The organism is Archangium sp. Cb G35, from assembly GCF_001896145.1.
Taxonomy (GTDB): Bacteria; Myxococcota; Myxococcia; order Myxococcales; family Myxococcaceae; genus Archangium; species Archangium violaceum.
This window is the reverse complement of the sequence record NZ_MPOI01000018.1, coordinates 275,062-292,049: the sequence shown is the minus strand read 5'-3', so window position 1 is coordinate 292,049 and position 16,988 is coordinate 275,062. Positions and strand designations below refer to the sequence as shown.

The 16,988-nt window shown below is 70.9% G+C and carries 8 protein-coding genes; 3 read left to right on the top strand and 5 right to left on the bottom strand.

What is annotated here, in order from left to right:
* Nucleotides 1-8 precede the first annotated feature (8 nt).
* From BO221_RS44590 to BO221_RS44580, 3 genes are all read right to left on the bottom strand, one after another.
* On the bottom strand, nt 9-515 hold the full coding sequence (locus BO221_RS44590) for a hypothetical protein (protein ID WP_073567016.1): 507 nt from the start codon (nt 513-515) through the stop codon (nt 9-11).
* Between the two features lie 55 nt (nt 516-570).
* Nucleotides 571-4,047 carry a serine/threonine-protein kinase PknK gene (locus tag BO221_RS44585; protein WP_073567015.1) on the bottom strand — a complete coding sequence of 1,159 codons (3,477 nt, stop codon included), beginning with the start codon at nt 4,045-4,047 and terminating at the stop codon, nt 571-573.
* Between the two features lie 63 nt (nt 4,048-4,110).
* Nucleotides 4,111-5,808 (bottom strand): hypothetical protein, encoded by a 1,698-nt coding sequence (locus BO221_RS44580; RefSeq protein WP_073567014.1) that lies wholly within the window; start codon nt 5,806-5,808, stop codon nt 4,111-4,113.
* A 332-nt stretch (nt 5,809-6,140) separates the two neighbouring features.
* Here BO221_RS44580 and BO221_RS44575 point away from each other — a divergent pair, with 332 nt between their 5' ends.
* Both BO221_RS44575 and BO221_RS44565 read left to right on the top strand, forming a co-directional pair.
* Complete coding sequence (locus BO221_RS44575) at nt 6,141-7,469, top strand: sigma 54-interacting transcriptional regulator (protein WP_233166537.1); 1,329 nt, start codon at nt 6,141-6,143, stop codon at nt 7,467-7,469.
* Between the two features lie 263 nt (nt 7,470-7,732).
* Entirely contained in the window at nt 7,733-13,015 is a 5,283-nt protein-coding gene (locus BO221_RS44565; RefSeq protein ID WP_073567012.1) for a trifunctional serine/threonine-protein kinase/ATP-binding protein/sensor histidine kinase, read from the top strand.
* Nucleotides 13,016-13,024: 9 nt separating this feature from the next.
* Here BO221_RS44565 and BO221_RS44560 read toward each other — a convergent pair whose 3' ends face one another.
* Nucleotides 13,025-14,218, bottom strand: a complete 1,194-nt coding sequence (locus tag BO221_RS44560; protein ID WP_073567011.1) for a cytochrome P450 — start codon at nt 14,216-14,218, stop codon at nt 13,025-13,027.
* Between the two features lie 67 nt (nt 14,219-14,285).
* The gene (locus tag BO221_RS44555; protein ID WP_083682422.1) at nt 14,286-15,179 is read right to left on the bottom strand and encodes an MliC family protein; all 894 of its coding nucleotides are present in this window, start codon (nt 15,177-15,179) and stop codon (nt 14,286-14,288) included.
* Nucleotides 15,180-15,318: 139 nt separating this feature from the next.
* Between BO221_RS44555 and BO221_RS44550 the strand changes: the two genes are divergently transcribed.
* Nucleotides 15,319-16,977: a serine/threonine-protein kinase gene (locus BO221_RS44550; protein WP_073567009.1), complete on the top strand. Its 1,659-nt coding sequence runs from the start codon at nt 15,319-15,321 to the stop codon at nt 16,975-16,977.
* Nucleotides 16,978-16,988: the final 11 nt, after the last annotated feature.

Sequence of the window (16,988 nt, the reverse complement as noted above, 5' to 3'; positions counted from 1 at the left end):
TTGTAGCGCTACGTGTCTTTCTTTGGAGGGGCGGGAGGCGGTGTCCACACGTCCGTCTGCTGCACGTAGCCGAGGTTGATGACGTAGCAGGTGACGTTGATGGCCGCCGCGCCCTCGGTCCCGGGCGGGACGTAGTAGGCCTCCTGCCCGCTCATCTCCTCCAACGTGGGGATGGGCTGGCCACTCATCCTCGTCTGGTCCACCTCCATGAAGCTCGCCGTCGAGACCGCGTACAGCTTGCCGTCGGGGGCGTAGACGAACATCAGTCCCACGCCAATCGCCTGCGTCAGCGTGTAGCCGTCGCTCCGGGTCGCGGTGATGGTGGCCTGCCCCGGCCGCAGTCCCGTGATGGCGCAGCTCATGCCACCGGGCTGGGGGCGCAGCCCGACGATCGGCGCGCCCTCCTGCGCACACGACCAGCTCCAGGCGTTGGTGTTCGTGTCGGTGATCGTCCAGACGGTCTCTCCGTTCACGTCGACGTTGACCGTTGGTGTGCAGCTGAACCTGGGCGACATGGGCCTTCCTTCGTGCGGGGCTCGTGTGAGGGATTGCTTGCCAGCGCACATCCTCTCATAGCTGGCCCTGGCCGCGGGCCAGCTCGAGTGCCTCGGCGAGCCGCGCCACGGACGCCGCTGGGTGGGCCTGGTCATGCCGTGCCACGGCCTCCTCGAGCCGCGCGCGGGTGGTGGGCGGGAGCCGCTGCTGCTGGGGCTCGAGGAGCGCGCGGGCGTGGTCCACGGCGGCGTTGGAATCGCCTCGTGCGTGGGCCAGGGCGAGCAGGGGCCAGCGGGCCATCCACTGGAAGGGAAAGACGAGCGAGAGGGGCGCCCAGCGGGCCAGGGCCGCCTGGCAGAGCGTTTCCGCCTCGGTGTGACGGCCCTCGCGCCAGGCCACCCAGCCGAGGTTCGCCTCGGCGGCGGCGACGTAGTCGGCCATCTGGCAGGCCCGGGCCACCTTCGCCGCCTTCGGCGCGAGCCGTTGCACGGTGCCCGTCCGCCCGCGCTGCCGGTGCAGCTGGGTGAGGTAGCTCGCGCACCGCGCCTGCAGGGGCACGTGCGCGAGCCGCTCCGCCTCGTCGAGCGCCGCCCTCATGACGGTCTCGGCCTCGTCGAGCGCTCCATGCCAGAGGAGCACGGCGCCCAGCGTGAAGCGCGCGGTGGCCAGCTCGACGCGCTCCCCGCTCTCCTCGAGCGCCAGCACGCTGCGCCGGGCGTTCTCCACCGTCTCCGGCGAGGCCGCGTAACGCTCGGCCCGCAGGTCGCGCTGGACGAGCGACTGGAAGAATCGTGCTCGCTGCAAGGGCGTTCCCCGGGCCCGCACCCCGGGCCCGGCGCGTTGGACCAGCGCCTCCAGCGCGGGCGTGTTGGCGGTCCAGTAGTACGTCGAGATGCGCTCGATCTGGAGCTGCACCCACTCCTGCCACCACGCGGCCGTTTCCTCCGGGGCCTGAGGCGCCTCACCGAGGCAGTGCTCCGCCCGGTCGAAGGCCGCCAGCGCTTCCTCGTGCCGGTGGTGGGGCTCCCAGGTCTTGCCCAGCTTGCGGTGGAGCCGGGCCCGCGCGAGGGCCTCCGTGGCGGGCAGCTCGCGCAGCACCTGGCCGTAGGCGGTTCGTGCCTCCTCCTGGCGCCCCAGCACGCCGAGCAGCTCGCCGAGGTGCTCCCGCAGCGCGCGCGGCGCACGGGTGCCGGTGGGCAGGGGGCCGGGGTGCGCCTCCGCTTCCCGGAGCGCGGCCTCGTACAAGGCGGCCGCCTGTTCGTGGGCGTAGGTCCGCCGGGCGTGCTCGGCCGCGCGCACGAAGCTGGCATGGGCGCGGTCGTGGGCCCCGGCCCCGGCGTGGTGGACGGCCAGGGCCGCGTGGAGGCCGTCGTGCACCGGGCCCTCGCCCTCCAGCAGCAGGGCGGCGCGCCGGTGGAGTGCCTCGCGCCGGGAGGGGGGCAGGCTCGTGGTCACGGTCTCGCGCAGCCGCTCGTGGATGAAGTGGAGCTGGCCCTCTTCCTCCTCGAGCAGGGCCCGGAGGCACAGCGAGCGGAGCGCATCGGAGGCCACCGGCTCCTCCAGCCCGGCGAGCCGGATGAGCAACTCCGCCTCGCAGGCATGGCCGAGCACCGCGGCCGCCTCGAGGGCCTCCCGCGCCGGTGCGTCGAGCGCGTCCATGCGTCCGGAGAGGAGCTCGGAGAGCGAGCGTGGCAGCGAAGGCCGCGCATCGCCCGGGGCTCCAGGGAGGAAGCGCCATCGCCCATCCCGCTCCCGCGCCAGGGCGCCCCGGTCGATCGCCGCGCGCAGGCACTCGGCGACGAAGAAGGGGTTGCCCTCGGCGGCGCTGGTGAGGAATCCGCCGATGTCCGCGGGCACCTCCGGCAGGGCGAGCATGCTGGCGGCCATGGCGCGGACGCTGCCGTCGTCCAGCCTGTCCAGCTCCACGTGCGTGCTTCCCGCCGCCTCGATGATGGACGAGAGCCGCCCGCCGGGCGCTCCGTTCCGGTAGGTGCCGAGGAGGAGGACGGGGGCCTCGGCCAGCGGACCCAGGCCGGCGCCGCGCAGGAAGCCCAGCGACAGCTCATCCGCCCACTGGAGGTCATCCATCACCAGCACGAGCGGCGCCTGGGCCGCGAGCGCCACGAGCGTCGAGCCCAGCGCGTCGAAGAGACGCAGGCGCGTGCTGGTGGCGTCCAGCGGCGGGGGCTCGGGGTAGCGCTCCAGGCCCGGCAGTGCTCCCAGGGCCGGCTCATGGGCGGCGAGCACCCGTCCCGCGGGACCGAGCAGCGTCTCGGTCACCGCGGCCCCGCCCGCCCGGCAGCGATCCGCGAGCGCCAGCAGGAGCGGCCGGAAGGGTTGGAGCGGGGCGGGGGAGAGGGGCGAAGGAGAGAGCGCGTCCCCCGGCCGGCAGGGGCAGCTCACCACCGTCAGGCCCCGCCCCATCGCGCGCCGGGCGAGCTCCATCACCAGCCGCGTCTTGCCCACGCCGCTCGCGCCACCGAGATAGATGCGCCCGCCGCGCCCCTCGTGCTGGAGCTGCTCCAACGCCACCTCGAGCCCACCGAGGACGTGCTCGCGGCCGGTGAGCTCCGGGCGGTACAGCCAGGGCCGGGCGTGAGGGGCGGAAGCGCGGCCCGCGTCCTCGCGCGGCGAGGCATGCCCCCCTTCACCCAGCCACTGCTCGAGGAGCCCGGCCACATCCTCGGCGTAACCGGGCCGGGCGCGGGGCCGCGGCTCCAGCAGGCGCAGCACGAGGCCGTCCAGCTCGGGAGGCAGGCCGGGCACGAGCAGGGACGGCGCGAGTGCCCGCTGTCCGGAGTGCCGCGCGAGCACGCCTCCAGGGCCCGGGGCGGAGAAGGGGCGCTGTCCGGTGAGGCACTCGTAGAGGATGACGCCCAGCGCGTAGAGGTCGGCGCGCGCATCCACCAGCTCGCCCCCGAGCTGCTCGGGCGCCATGTAGGGGCGCGTGCCGATGGCTTGCAGCTCATCGCCGGAGGTGAAGGACTCGCGGCCCGAGGCGCCGCTGAAGCGGGCGGCGATTCCCAGGTCCACCAGCACGGGGGCGCCGCGCTCGGTGACGAAGATGTTCTCCGGTTTGAGGTCCCGGTGGACGAGCCCGGCACCGTGGAGGGCCGCCAGCGGTGCGCACACATCGCGCAGGAGCGCGAGCAGCGGGGCGAGGCGCGCGAACTCCGGCGGGCCGTGGGCCCGGGGCCGCACGGGAGGAGGTGTTTCTCCGGTGGGCAGGGTGGGCTCACCGTCCGCGGGGGCGTGCCCGCCACCGGCCATCACGTCGCGCAGCGTGCGCCCGTGGAGCAGCTCCATGGCGTACCAGGGGCGGCCCTCCTCGACGCCCTGGTCGAGGATGCGCACCAGGCCCGGGTGCCGCGCCTGGCCCAGTGCCCGCACCTCACGCCGCAGGCTGGAGAGGTGGAGGGCGGAAGGGGCCCGCACCGTCTTGAGCGCGACGAGCTGTCCGCTCTCCCGGTGCTGGCCCCGGAACACCTGCCCCATTCCTCCCCGGCCCAGCGTTCCCAGAATCCGGTAGGGCCCGAGGACAAGGTGCGTCATCCGCGGGCCGACTATAGCGCCCGCCTCGCGCCCCTGTCCCCGGAGGGCTCCCGGCCCGGCCCGTTACGCCACCTTCGTCCGCACGGGCTGGCCTCCGCCCTCGAGCGTGCCGAGTGCCTGCTCGGGGTTCTCCGGCAGGGGCAGCGTGCAGTACCAGTGGAAGGTCAGCACCTTCAGGTTGGACGACGCGCTCGTGCCGTTGACGCTGTAGCCCGACATGCCCACCAGCCGCCCATTGGCCGTGCCCGAGGGGGCCTCCGACGTGAAGTTCCCCGTGGTGCCGTTCGTCCCGTTGAGGCTGCCCACCAGGAATGACTGGCCGGTGCTCGAGGTGAAGCCGAGCTCGTTGATCAACCCCGAGGAGTAGCCGTTCGCCCGGACGATGGACTCGCCCGAGGCCAGGTTGAGCGTGGTGGGCGCACCGCCGCTGCCGCCATTGCGGCCGGTGGAGACGCCGTCGATGAATACCTCCAGACTGTCGATCAGCGAGCCCGCCATCACCACCACGCGGGTGATGGAGCTGCCGGTTCCGGCCACGGCGCTGAAGGCGGTGCTGCTCTGGTAGCTGCCGTAGGGCCCGTCGAGATAGATGAGCGACGGCGCCTGGATGGGCGTGGTGTTGTCGGGGTTCATCCAGCTCCAGAGCTGCGTCTGGGCGATGTTCTGGTCCAGGCTATAGGCCAGGGCGTTGGTCTCGTCCTCCGCGTGCTGGTTGGCGGCCTGCTGGGCCCTGTCCTTGGAGCCGCCACCGAACTCCTGGGTCCCCCGCCATCCGCTGTAGGTGTCGATGGGCACCCACATATCGGAGGTGATGGAGCTCTCGTCCAGGATGGTCACCATGGCGGCGCGCTGGCTCAGGAGCTGGCTCCGCGCGGTGTTCACGGCCGATTGGTAGGCGTCGATCTTCGCCTGCAGCGCATCCACCAGCTTCTGCCGCTCCTGCGGATCGAGCGGAGTGCCATAGATGTCCTGGTAGAAGAGGATCTGCTCGCGCAGCGTGATGAGCATCAGCGAGCCGAAGGGCAGGAAGAAGCTCAGGGTGTTTCGTGCCGAGCTCAGGTTCACGAAGAAGGGTTCCTGCACCTGCAGATCCGACAGCAGCGCGGCGAAGGTCGACTGGCGCCGCTCGGGAGGCGCGTCCGCATAGGCGACGGTCAGGTTGTACAGGCCCGAGAGCTTGTCGCTCAGGCCGGTGGTGATGATCTGCTGGTAGATGGTGCCCACCACCTGGCTGATGTAGTTCTGGAAGCAGGCCCAGGCCTGCTCCTTGTTGTTGCGCGGATCCGGCCAGAGTCCGTAGGCGAGCGTCTTCAGCGCGCTGCCCACCTTGGGAACGAGCATCAGCGCGGTGCCCAGCGCGGTGCGGAAGAAGTTGTTGATGGACAGAGATGAGACGATGCCGTTGCTGCTCTCCACGGCCCAGTTGACGGTGCTGGGCGGCGGGAACCACGACGGCTGGGAGTCGAACAGCTTGAAGCTGTCGATCTTCCCGCCCACGCCGAAGTCGTCCAACGAGTCGATCTTCTGGTTGGGGTAGAAGAAGGCGTCGCTGCCGCCGTAGTCGTCATTCGTGAAGACCTGGATCCACGCCCGGGAGCCCATCACCAGGGAGTCCGGCTCGTCGCCGCCCTTCTCGCCCGTGGAGAAGATGTAATCATTCATGTCCGCGACGTTGACCGGTCCATCGAAACGGAGCGTTCCGCCCGACTCCTTCTCACCGTCATAGAACTGGACCCAGCACCCATCCGTCGTTGTCGTCATTGATGTCTCCCTGAAGATGCAGGACGGGCTCCGCCTGGAGCGTCCCGTGGCATGGGGCCAGAGCAATCGCCGTACCAGGGGCTCTCCAGAGGGAAGAACCAGAGGGCCCCTTGCCCGGAGCCCGTGGAGACGGTGTCCGCGGACATTCGCGGACATTCGCGGACGTTCGCGGACGTCCACGGTCAACGGGGGCCGGGGCCCTGTGGCATGCTTTCCCGCGCTTGGGCACCTCACTTCCGGATCAGGCCGAGACGCAGCGGACCAGCACCCAACCCACTGGCCCGCATGCCGGCTCCAGGGAGGGGCGCGGCACGGGGTGGAGGCTGTGCCTGATGGCTTCGTGCGGCGTGCTCGACGGGCGGACGTGCTGGGAGCTGGCGCCGGGCGGGATGCTGCTCGGGCGCTTCACGCTCGCGGCGGACGATGGCCGTGTGGATCCACGGGTGTCCCGCGAGCATGGCCGGATCTCTCCCGGGGAGGGGGGATGGAGGTTGGAGGAGCTGGGCGGCCGCAACCGCATCCGCCTCAATGGCGAGGTGGTGAGCGGCCCCGTGGCGCTGCGGCCGGGGGACGTCATCCGGCTGGGCGGCACGCTGCTGCTGTTCTCCGAGAGCCTGGCCGGCCCGGTCCCGGCGGAGGCGGAGCCCGAGCTGCTCGGTGAGGGCCCGGCGATGCGGGCCGTGCATCAGGCGCTCGCGGCGGTGGCGCCGCGGGGCAACTCGGTGCTCATCACCGGGGAGACGGGGACGGGCAAGGAGCTCGCCGCGCGCGCGCTGCACCGGGGGAGCGGCCGCCCGGGGACGCTGGTGGCGCTCAACTGCGGCGGTCTGGCGGAGGGCATCATCGAGAGCGAGCTGTTCGGCCACGTGCGAGGCGCCTTCACCGGGGCGGTGACGAGCCGCGACGGGCTGTTCCGGGTGGCGGAGCAGGGAACGCTCTTCCTGGATGAGATTGGCGAGATGCCGCCCGGGTTGCAGGTGAAGCTGCTGCGCGTGCTCGAGACGCGCACGATGAGGCCGATTGGCGCGGCGCACGAGGTGCCCATCGACGTGCGGCTGGTGGCGGCCACGCACCGGGACCTGGTGGCGGCCGTGCGCGAGGGGCGCTTCCGGGCCGATCTCTACGCACGGCTGGCGCAGTGGAGCCTCGTCCTGCCGCCCCTGCGCGAGCGGAGGGAGGATCTGCCGCTGCTCATCCACCACCTGCTCGGGCGGCTCGGCGAGGCGGGACGGGTGCTCGACGTGGCGCTGCTCGAGGCGTTGTTGCTGCACCCGTGGCCGCTCAACGTCCGGGGGTTGTACAACTTCCTGTCGATGGCGGTGGTAGGGGCGGAGCCGGGAGCGCCGCTGGAGCTGAGCCCCCGGCTGGAGCAATCACTGGCCTCGGAGCGCGCGCTGGGCGAGGGGCCAGTGCCATCACCTGTGCCCGAACGCGAGGCGGAGGCGCCGTCCACGCTTCGTGTGCCGGGTGCCGCGGAGCTGGAGGCGGTGCTGGAGCGCTTCCAGGGGAAGGTCACCCAGGCGGCGCGCCACCTGGGGTGCTCGCGGCAGCAGCTCTACCGCTGGCTCGAGGGTTACGGCCTGTCCGCGGAGCGCTTCCGCCCGTTCTCAGGAGAGTCGGTGGGTGGGAAGTCCCCGGCGAAGGAGCCTTCCTCTTCCTGAGCTGCCCGGGCCGTACCCCGAGTGCGGCGATCACGCGCTCACCGTCTCTCCGTTCGCCGGAGGGTGGCGGGACCGCTTCCTCGATCATCAGGCGGGCCTGCCGAGCCGCTGGCCTGCTCGAATGCGGCCGCCTCGCGGGGGAGGGGGCGTACTTCAGGTGCGCACTCCCGCGTTGCAGATCACCCCCGGGTCTGTTCCCATCTGTGCTTCCCCCATGATGGTGGAGACGCCGGGCGGGCAGCTCCCAGCCCCGGACGCCCGAGATGCTGAACATCCCAGGTTACACGCCGCGAGGAGTCGTCAAGTCCACTGGCATGAACCTGTTGTTCCACGCCGTGCGCGACGAGGACGGGCTTCCGCTCATCCTCAAGACGCCGGTGGCTCCCTCGCCCGCCCCCCGTGAGCGCGAGCGCTACCAGCGCGAGTTCGGCATCCTCCAGCGGCTCCGGGACGTGCGCGGGGTCTCCCGGGCCATCGCCTGCGAGCAGCTCCAGGATCGTCCGGTGCTGCTGATGGAGGAGATCGAGGGCATCCCCCTGTCCGAACTCACCGGCGAGCCGTTCAACGCGCTCCGGGTCGTGGAGCAGGCCATCTCCCTGGCCTCGACCCTCACGGAGATCCACCGCCGGGGCATCATCCACAAGGACATCAAGCCCTCCAACATCATCCTCACGCCCTCGGGCGAGACGCACCTCATCGACTTCGGCATCGCCAGCCTCCAGCTCGTCGAGCACGTGGACGCGGCGCAGGCGTCGTTGATCGAAGGGACGCTGGCGTACATGTCCCCGGAGCAGACCGGGCGCATGAACCGCTCGGTGGACTACCGCACCGACCTCTACTCCCTGGGCGTCACCCTCTACGAGCTCCTGACGGGCAGCCGGCCCTTCCAGGGGCGCGACGCGCTCGAGTGGTTCCATGCCCACATGGCGCTCGCGCCGCAGCCCCCGCACGAGCGGGTGGAGGAGCTGCCGCCCGTCCTGTCCGCCATCGTCCTGAAGCTGCTGGCCAAGGTGGCCGAGGAGCGCTACCAGAGCGCGGAGGGGCTGAGGGCCGATCTGGAGCGGTGCCGCGACGGCCTGCTGCGGGGCGAGCAGGAGGACTTCCCGCTCGGCGTCCACGATGTGCCCACCCGCTTCCAGCTCCCGCAGCGGCTCTACGGGCGCGACACGCAGGCCGCCGCCCTGCTCCAGAGCTTCGAGCGCGTTGCCCGGTATGCCCGGCCGGAGCTCATCCTGGTGCACGGCTACTCCGGCATCGGCAAGTCCTCGGTGGTGCACGAGCTGCACAAGCCGGTGGTGCGTCAGCGGGGCTTCTTCCTCAGCGGCAAGTTCGACCAGTTCCAGCAGGACATTCCCTACTCCACGCTGGCCCAGGCCCTCCGCGCGCTGACGCAGCAACTCCTCTCGGAGACGGACGAGGAGCTGGCGCGCTGGCGCGGGCAGTTGCACGAGACCCTGGAAGGCCATGGCCAGGTCCTCGTGAACGTGGTGCCGCAGTGGGAGCTCATCCTCGGCAAGCAGCCACCCGTCCAGGAGCTGCCGCCCCTCGAGGCGCAGCACCGTTTCAACCGCGTGTTCCGCAGGCTCCTGGGTGTGTTCGCCACGCCCGAGCATCCGCTCGTCCTGTTCCTGGATGACCTCCAGTGGGCCGATCTCGCCAGCCTTCAGCTGCTCCAGCACCTGCTCACCCACCCGGAGGCACCTCCCGTGCTTCTGCTGGGGGCCTACCGGGACAACGAGGTAGGCCCCACCCATCCGCTCTCGTTGGCGCTGGAGGCGGTGCGCAAGGCCAACGCGTGGGTGACCGACCTCCCGCTCGAGCCGCTCGCGCTGGAGGATGTCCATCGGCTGGTGGCCGACACGCTCCCCGGTGCGGGAGCGGACCTCGTCGAACCGCTCGCGGCACTGGCCCGGGAGAAGACGGGCGGCAACCCCTTCTTCCTGCTGCAGTTCCTGCTCACGCTCAACCAGGACGGCCTGTTGGTGCGCACGGCCGAGGGCACCTGGCGTTGGGACGCCGGCGGGGTCCGGGCGAGGGGTTACTCCGACAACGTCGTGGACTTCATGGTGGGCAAGCTGCGCCAGCTCCCCCATGGCACCCAGCACCTGCTGCGGCTGGCCGCCTGCGTGGGCAACACCTTCTCCCCGCGCATCCTGCTCGTCATCTCCCACATGACGGAGACCACCGAGGTGGAGAAGGGGCTGGAGCCCGCGCTCCAGGAGGGCCTGCTGATGTGCGCCGGCCCCGAGCAGTACCGCTTCCTGCATGACCGCATCCAGCAGGCCGCCCATGCCCTCATCCCCGAGGACCAGCGCAAGGCCGTCCACCTGCACATCGGCCGCCTGCTGCTGGCGAGCCTGTCTCCCGAGGAGGTGCACGAGAAGCTCTTCGACGTGGTGGGCCAGCTCAACTCCGGCGCGGAGCTGATCACCGAGCCCGAGGAGCGCCACCGCGTGGCACGCCTCAACGCCGAGGCCGGCGGAAGGGCCAAGGCCTCGACCGCCTTCCGCTCGGCCGTCGTCTATCTGGCCACGGCCTTCCGCCTCCTCCCCGGAGACCCCTGGGAGACCGCCCCCACGCTGGCCTTCCAGCTGCGGCGAGACCAGGCGAACTGCGAGCTGATGAGCGGCAACGCCGCCGAGGCCCGCCGCCTGCTGGAGGATCTCCTGCCCCGGGCGCGCACCCGCGCGGACATGGCGGTCGTCTACCGCTTGAAGAGCGGCATCCACCTCGCCGCGGGTGAAGTCCAGGCGTCCGCCACCTGCCTCCTGGAGTGTCTGGCCCGGATGGGCCTGCCCATGTCACCCCATCCCTCCTGGGAGGAGGTGGTGGCCGCCAACGAGGAGGTCCAGGCCCTGCTGGGGGACCGCCCCATCCCGAGCCTCATCGACCTGCCCCGGATGACGGACCCGGACATGGCGGCCGTCATCAGCGTGCTCTCCGCGCTCTCCGCGCCCTCGTCCTTCCTCGACCGCAACCTGTTCGTCCTCCACCTGTGCCGGATGGTCTCCCTCATCCTCCGCCACGGGATGACCGATGCGGCCGCCTATGGCCTGGGCTGGTACGGCGCGGTGCTGGGCTCCGCCTTCCATCGGTACCAGGAGGGCCATGCCTTCGGCCTGTTGGCCTGCGCGCTCGTCGAGCGCTACGACCTGACCGCTTTCCGCAGCCGGATCATCTACCTCATGGCGATGATCACCTACTGGACCCAGCCCCTCTCCGGGACGCTGGAGCCCCTGCGCAGGGGTTTCCAGCTCGCGCTGCAGGTCAGTGAGTTCCAGGTGGCCTGCTACTGCTGCATCAACATCGTCACGGACCGCCTCGCCGTGGGGCACCCGCTGGACGATGTCTACCAGGAGTCCGTCGCGCGGCTCGCCTTCGTCCGCAAGGCGGGCTTCCCGGACGCGCAACACATCCTCCACCACCTCCAGCGCTACGTGCAGCAGCTGCGCGGGTTCTCGAACGCGTTCGGCTCGCTGAGCGGAGAGGACTTCGACGAGGACGCCTTCGAGGCCGGGCTGTCACCCGAGCGCATGAGCACCATGCGGTGCTTCTATTGGATCCTCAAGATGCGCTCGCGCTACCTGAGCGGGGCGTACGCGGAGGCGCGCGAGGCGGGTGAAAGGGCGGCCGCGCTCTCCTGGGCCGCGCTCGTTCAAATCCAGCTCCTGGACCTCCACCTCTACCGCGCCCTGTCCCTGGCCGCCTGCTTCGGCGAGCTGAGCCCCGGGGCGCGGGAGCGGGCCCTGGAGACCCTGCACGAGGCGCAACGGCAACTGGCCGAGTGGGCCAGCAATGCCCCCTCGACCTTCCGCGCGCCCGAGCGCATGGTCTTCGCGGAGCTCGCCCGCCTCACGGGCCGCGACAAGGAAGCCCTGCACGCCTACGAGGAGGCCGTCCAGTCCGCCCGCGAGCATGGCTTCGTCCAGAACGCCGCCCTGGCCAACGAGCTCGCGGCCCGCTACTGGCGCGAGCGGCAGGTGCCCACCATCGCCGAGGCCTATGCACTCAAGGCCCGGGAGGCGTACCTGCGCTGGGGCGCCCACGGGAAGGTGCGGCACCTGGACGCCGAATGGCCGTCCGTGGCCTCCTCCGTGTCCACCGTGGTGACCTCCACGGACACGAGCTCGACGCAGCTCCTGGACGCGCTCACGGTGGTGAAGGCCCAGCAGGCCATCTCCGGGGAGATCGTCCTCGAGCGGCTGGCGGCCACGTTGCTGCGGGTGGCCATCGAGAACGCGGGCGCCCAGCGCGGCGCCCTGTTGCTGCCCCAGGGCAACACGCTCTCGGTAGTGGCCCACTCGGGGGCGTTGCCCGACGGCGCTCCGGACGGCCCGGACGGGACGCCCCTGCCGTGGACCGTCCTCTCCTACGTCAAGCGCACGCGCGAGACCGTGCTCATCGGCGATGCCTCCCAGCCCCATCCCTTCTCGTCGGATGCCTGGCTCGAGCGCGGGAAGGCCCGCTCCCTGCTCTGTCTGCCCCTGCTGCGCCAGGAGGAGTTCCGCGGGATGCTCTACCTGGAGAACAGCCTCACCACCAACGCCTTCACGCCCGCGCGCCTCTCCCTGTTGGGACAGCTCGCCTCGCAGGCCGCCATCTCCATCGAGAACGCGCGGCTGTACGCCGACGTGCAGCGCGCGGAGTCCGCCCTGCGCCGCGCCAACGACGAGCTGGAGCGCCGGGTGGATGAGCGGACGCGGGAGCTGCGGCAGGCCCAGGCCCAACTGGTGGATACGGCGCGCGCGGCGGGAATGGCCGAGGTGGCCACCAACGTGCTCCACAACGTGGGCAACGTGCTGACCAGCGCCATCGTCAACGTGCAGATGATGAACCAGACGGTGGGCACCTCGCGCCTGGAGCGCTTGAAGCAGGTGGCCAGCATGCTCAAGGAGCACCGGAGGGAACTGGCGGACTTCCTCGCCCGGGATCCGCGCGGCTCCCTGCTGCCGGACTACCTCGCCGAGCTCTCCGACGAGCTGCTCGATGAGCAGGCGGTGTTGAAGGAGGGCCTGGCGGCGACAACCCAGCACGTCGAGCACATCCGGGCCATCGTCAAGGTGCAGCAGACCTACGCCGGAGACACGCTCGTCACCGAGGAGTGCGATCTACCCCTGGTCGTCGAGGAAGCGCTGAGCATCCAGATGCCGGCGCTCAAGAGCCACGGCGTCAACGTCGTCCGGGAGCTCTCCACGCTCTCCCGGACGCGGTTGGACAAGCACAAGGTGCTGCAGATCCTCATCAACCTCATCACCAACGCCAAGAACGCCATGGCCGTGCTGCCCCCGGGCCAGCGCCACCTGTACGTGCGGCTGGACGCGCGGGAGGACATGGCGCGCATCCAGGTGGTGGACAACGGCATGGGCATCGCGCCCGAGGTGCGCGAGCGGCTCTTCCGCCAGGGCTTCACCACGCGCGAGGACGGGCATGGCCTGGGCCTGCACTCCAGCGCGCTGGCGGCCCAGAAGCTGGGCGGGCGCCTCACGCTGGAGAGCGACGGGCCGGGCAAGGGTGCCACGGCCACGCTCGAGTTGCCGCTGGTGTAGGCCCTCCGCTCAGCCGAGCACGAGCGGCAGCGACTTGTAGCCGAAGCTCACGGGAGCGAACCCCTGCCGCACCGCGGCTCCCTCTCCCCGGCCGAGCGACGGGAACCTGTCCAGGAACGCGTTGAGCGTGATGCGGGCCTCGAGCCGGGCCAGCGGCGCACCCAGGCAGAAGTGGGTCCCCAGCCCGAAGCCCAGGTGCTGCTGGTTCGTCGGGCGCTCGGGCCGGAACGTATCCGGATCCTCGAAGACGGCGGGGTCCCGGTTGGCCGCCCCATAGGCGATGTCGACGATCTCCCCCTCGGGGATCTCCACGTCGCCGATCTTCACCGGCCGGGTCGTCACGCGGGGGAAGCGCTGCACCGGGCTCTCGTAGCGCAGCACCTCCTCGATGATGGGCTCCACCAGCGAGCGATCCTCGCGGGCCCGGCGCCAGAGCTCCGGGCGATCCGCGAGCAGCGCCAGCATGTTGCCGATCAGGTTGGTGGTCGTCTCGTTGCCCGCGACGAGCAACACGGCGGCGAAGCTGCGGATCTCCACGTCGGTGAGGGCCTCGCCCTCGACCTTGGCCTCCACGAGCGCGGAGAGCAGATCCTCGGCGGGCTGGGTGCGGCGCGCGGCGATGGCCTGGTCCAGGTAGGCGGCCATCTCCTGCATCTTGCGCATGCGCTCTTCCCTGGACATGCCGACGTAGGCGACCACGGCCTCGGACCAGAGCTTGAACGACGGATAGTCCTGGTCGGGGACCCCGAGCATCGCGGCGATGACCCGCATCGGCAGGGGGACGGCATACGCGGACATGAGCTCCACGGGGCCCTTGCCCGTGGTGTCGAGCAGCTCGTTGGCGAGGCGGCCAATCCACTCCGACAGCGAGGCGATGCGCTGGGGGCTGAACGCCTTGCTCACGAGCCGCCGCATCCGCGTGTGGTACGGCGGGTCATCGTGCAGGAGCGCGAACTTGGGCATCGTCTTGAACACCGCCGGCGTCTGCGAGGAGAACGTGGCGGGGTCGCGGATGGCGGCGAGGACATCGGCGTGACGGAGCAGCGCCCAGGCATAGAGCGGCTCGGTCCGGCCCGTGAGGGGGCCCGCGGGCAGCCGCAGGTAGCGCACCGGGTTGGGGCCCTGGAAGGCCCGGTAGGCCGGGTAGGGGTTGGCGATTCCCTCGGGGGTATTGAGCACGTCGGGCGAGAGCGGAGCGGACATGCCCGTTATCTGACCCCGGCGGCTTCAGCGCGGCAATACCCGGGGCGGGCAGGGTCCGCCTGCTCCGTCAGGCCGGCCCCCGGGCATCGGACGTGCCCAGCCCTCTCTCCTCGGGCGAGAGCTCGATCCGGAAGATGTGCCAGCGGCGTTGCTCTTCCGTCGAACCGGGGACGTCGTTGACGCGCCGGAGCGTGACCGTTCCCGACTGGTGGAGCTCGTTCCCGGTCTTGAACCGCCCATAGATGACCACCGGGACCTCGACATAGACCGAGCCCGCCGCGCCCTCGGGCCGGCCGGGTGCGCCGACCAGGGCGTGGTAGCTGGCGTAACGGCCGAAGCCGGCCGCGAACTGGGCTTCCGTGCGCTGGCTGGCCTTGCCGCCATCCGACCAGAGCCGCCAGGCGTCGCCGTACTTCCCGGCCTCGAGCAGCGCGAAATAGGTCTGCACGACATCGCCCGCGGCCTGGGGGCTCTTCGGCCCCTGGGGCGCTTCCGATATCGGGGTGCGGTCGTCGGGCAGCCCGCCAGGCGCCCCGGGCGGTGGCGGTGACACGGGCGCATCGACGGAGAGCCGGCACGCCACGCCCGGGTCGCCGGCGAGCTCCCCATCGGGCTTCAGTTGGCTCAGGATGGCCTCGGAGCCCTGGAGCCACCATTGCAGGCCCGGGCCCGTGTAGCGCGCACCGCTCGCGGCTCGCGCGGCCTTCAGTGGATGGAGCCGGCCGCCGCGCTCCACCACCGCGGTGCCGGTGTCCGGGTAGTCCGCCCGGAGCGTCTCGCCGTTCCCGCAGACATAGGTCCAGATGCCGGGCCCCGGGTTCACGGGCGCCGCGGCGGGAGTCGCTGTCGGAGATGGAGGGGTCTGGGGCGCCGGTGTGTGTTGGCAGCCCACGAGCATCAGCACCAATGCGGCCGGGGTGAGCCTGCTCGAGGAGCTTCGGGTGGGTGTCCTGCGGGTCATGGGTTACCTCCGTTTTTCATCATCCTCACATTCCCAAACAGAATCCTCACATCCCAAGAAGTCGGGTGAAACGCACCACACGCGACAGGGCCGATTATCCTTTTCCACGTCAGACCCTGATGGGAAAAAAGCGACTCTCATGACCCATCCAGTCCCGGCTCCCATTCGCATCGGAACCATCCTGCGAGAGACCTACGAGCTCATCTCGGAGCTGGGGAAGGGAGGCATGGGCGCGGTCTTCCTGGCCCAGCACCTCCGGCTTCCCGGCAAGCAGGTGGCGGTGAAGGTCCTCCACATCGCGGAGGGGATGCGGCCCGAACTGTACGCGCGCTTCCAGCGTGAAGCGGAGGTCACCTCCCGGCTCGGACACCCGAACATCGTCGAGGTGTTCGACTACCACAGCATGGAGGATGGCACTCCCTACCTGGTGATGGAGTACCTGCGCGGCATGAGCCTTTCGCGGCGGATCCGTCGAGGCCCCCTTCCGCTCCAGGAGGCGCTCTTCATCGCGAGGCAGATCGGCTCGGCCCTCCACACGGCCCATCAAGCGGGCGTGGTCCACCGGGACCTGAAGCCGGGCAACGTGTTCCTCGTCCCCACCGAGTCCGGGGGCGTGGTGGGCGAGCAGGTGAAGCTGCTCGACTTCGGCATCTCGAAGCTCGTCACCGCGCAGACCCTCCAGGTCGAGCAGGACGTGCTCATCGGCACACCGCAGTACATGGCGCCCGAGCAGGCGATGGGACGCAACAGCGAGGTGGATGCCCGCTCGGATCAGTTCGCCCTCGGGTGCATCATCTACGAGATGCTGGCCGGGCGGCCGCCCTTCTCCTCGGATTCCGTGGCGGAGCTCATCTTCCGCATCGTGCGTGAGCCCGCCGAGCCGTTGGGCTCGCTCCGTCCGGACCTCCCCGCAACGGTGATCGCGGCGGTGGAACGGGCGCTCGAGAAGAAGCCGCAGGATCGTTTCCCGGATGTCGCGTCGTTCATCGCCGAGCTGACCGGGACGCCGCTCCAGACCCTCCCCAAGCCGCGGCAACAGTTGCGTCCGGAGGTCCGTCCCCAGGTCGCGACCACGTCAGCGGGTTCTCCCGCCGCGGCCGAGGCTCCCCAGGTGGAGGCTCCGGGGCGCACGGTGTCGTTGCGCCCTCAGACGTCGTCAGGGCCCGCGCCCGAGCCAGTCCAGGCGGAGGTTCCCGCTCACATGGCCTCGCCGCGCTCCGGGGCCCCGCTGAAGTCAAAGGTGCTCGTGGCCGTGGGGGCGGTGGTGTTGCTCTCGAGCGCCGCGGCCGCCGGGTGGTGGTGGCGCTCCCCGCCCGCTCCCGCCGTGAGCACCGCTCCCGCCGGTGAGCTGGCGCGCATGGCGAAGGAGACGCCTCCTCCGGCGCCGCCGGTGTCCGAAACGCCTTCGGTCGAAACTCCTCCAGAGGTCAAACCGGAGGAGCCCGCGCGTGCCGTCCAGGCACGGACCGCGGCCACCATCGACACTTCTCCTGCCGAGTCGCGGACCACCGCCAATGTTCGCTCGCGCCAGGGTTCGCCCGAGGAGGTGCCCGAGGTGGTGCGCAAGGACCTGGAGGAGGCGGAGCGGGCCCTCGCCGCGGGCGATACCATGGAGGCGCTCCGGCTCGCCCGTCGCAGCCAGCGGACGAAGATTACCGGGTCTTCGTTCTCGCTCCTCACCCGGGCCTACTGCCGCAAGGGAGACCTCGCGAATGCCCGCGCGCAGTGGGGGCGGGTCCCCTCGGTGGAGCGCAACCGGGTCCGCCAATATTGCAATCCCTATGACATCAACCTCTGAGCGTTGAAGCA

Excerpts from the sequence above, each read along its gene's own strand:
- BO221_RS44590 (WP_073567016.1), bottom strand. The coding sequence starts at position 515 with ATGTCGCCCAGGTTCAGCTGCACACCAACGGTCAACGTCGACGTGAAC.
- BO221_RS44585 (WP_073567015.1), bottom strand. The coding sequence starts at position 4,047 with ATGACGCACCTTGTCCTCGGGCCCTACCGGATTCTGGGAACGCTGGGC.
- BO221_RS44580 (WP_073567014.1), bottom strand. The coding sequence starts at position 5,808 with ATGACGACAACGACGGATGGGTGCTGGGTCCAGTTCTATGACGGTGAG.
- BO221_RS44575 (WP_233166537.1), top strand. The coding sequence starts at position 6,141 with ATGGCTTCGTGCGGCGTGCTCGACGGGCGGACGTGCTGGGAGCTGGCG.
- BO221_RS44565 (WP_073567012.1), top strand. The coding sequence starts at position 7,733 with ATGCTGAACATCCCAGGTTACACGCCGCGAGGAGTCGTCAAGTCCACT.
- BO221_RS44560 (WP_073567011.1), bottom strand. The coding sequence starts at position 14,218 with ATGTCCGCTCCGCTCTCGCCCGACGTGCTCAATACCCCCGAGGGAATC.
- BO221_RS44555 (WP_083682422.1), bottom strand. The coding sequence starts at position 15,179 with ATGACCCGCAGGACACCCACCCGAAGCTCCTCGAGCAGGCTCACCCCG.
- BO221_RS44550 (WP_073567009.1), top strand. The coding sequence starts at position 15,319 with ATGACCCATCCAGTCCCGGCTCCCATTCGCATCGGAACCATCCTGCGA.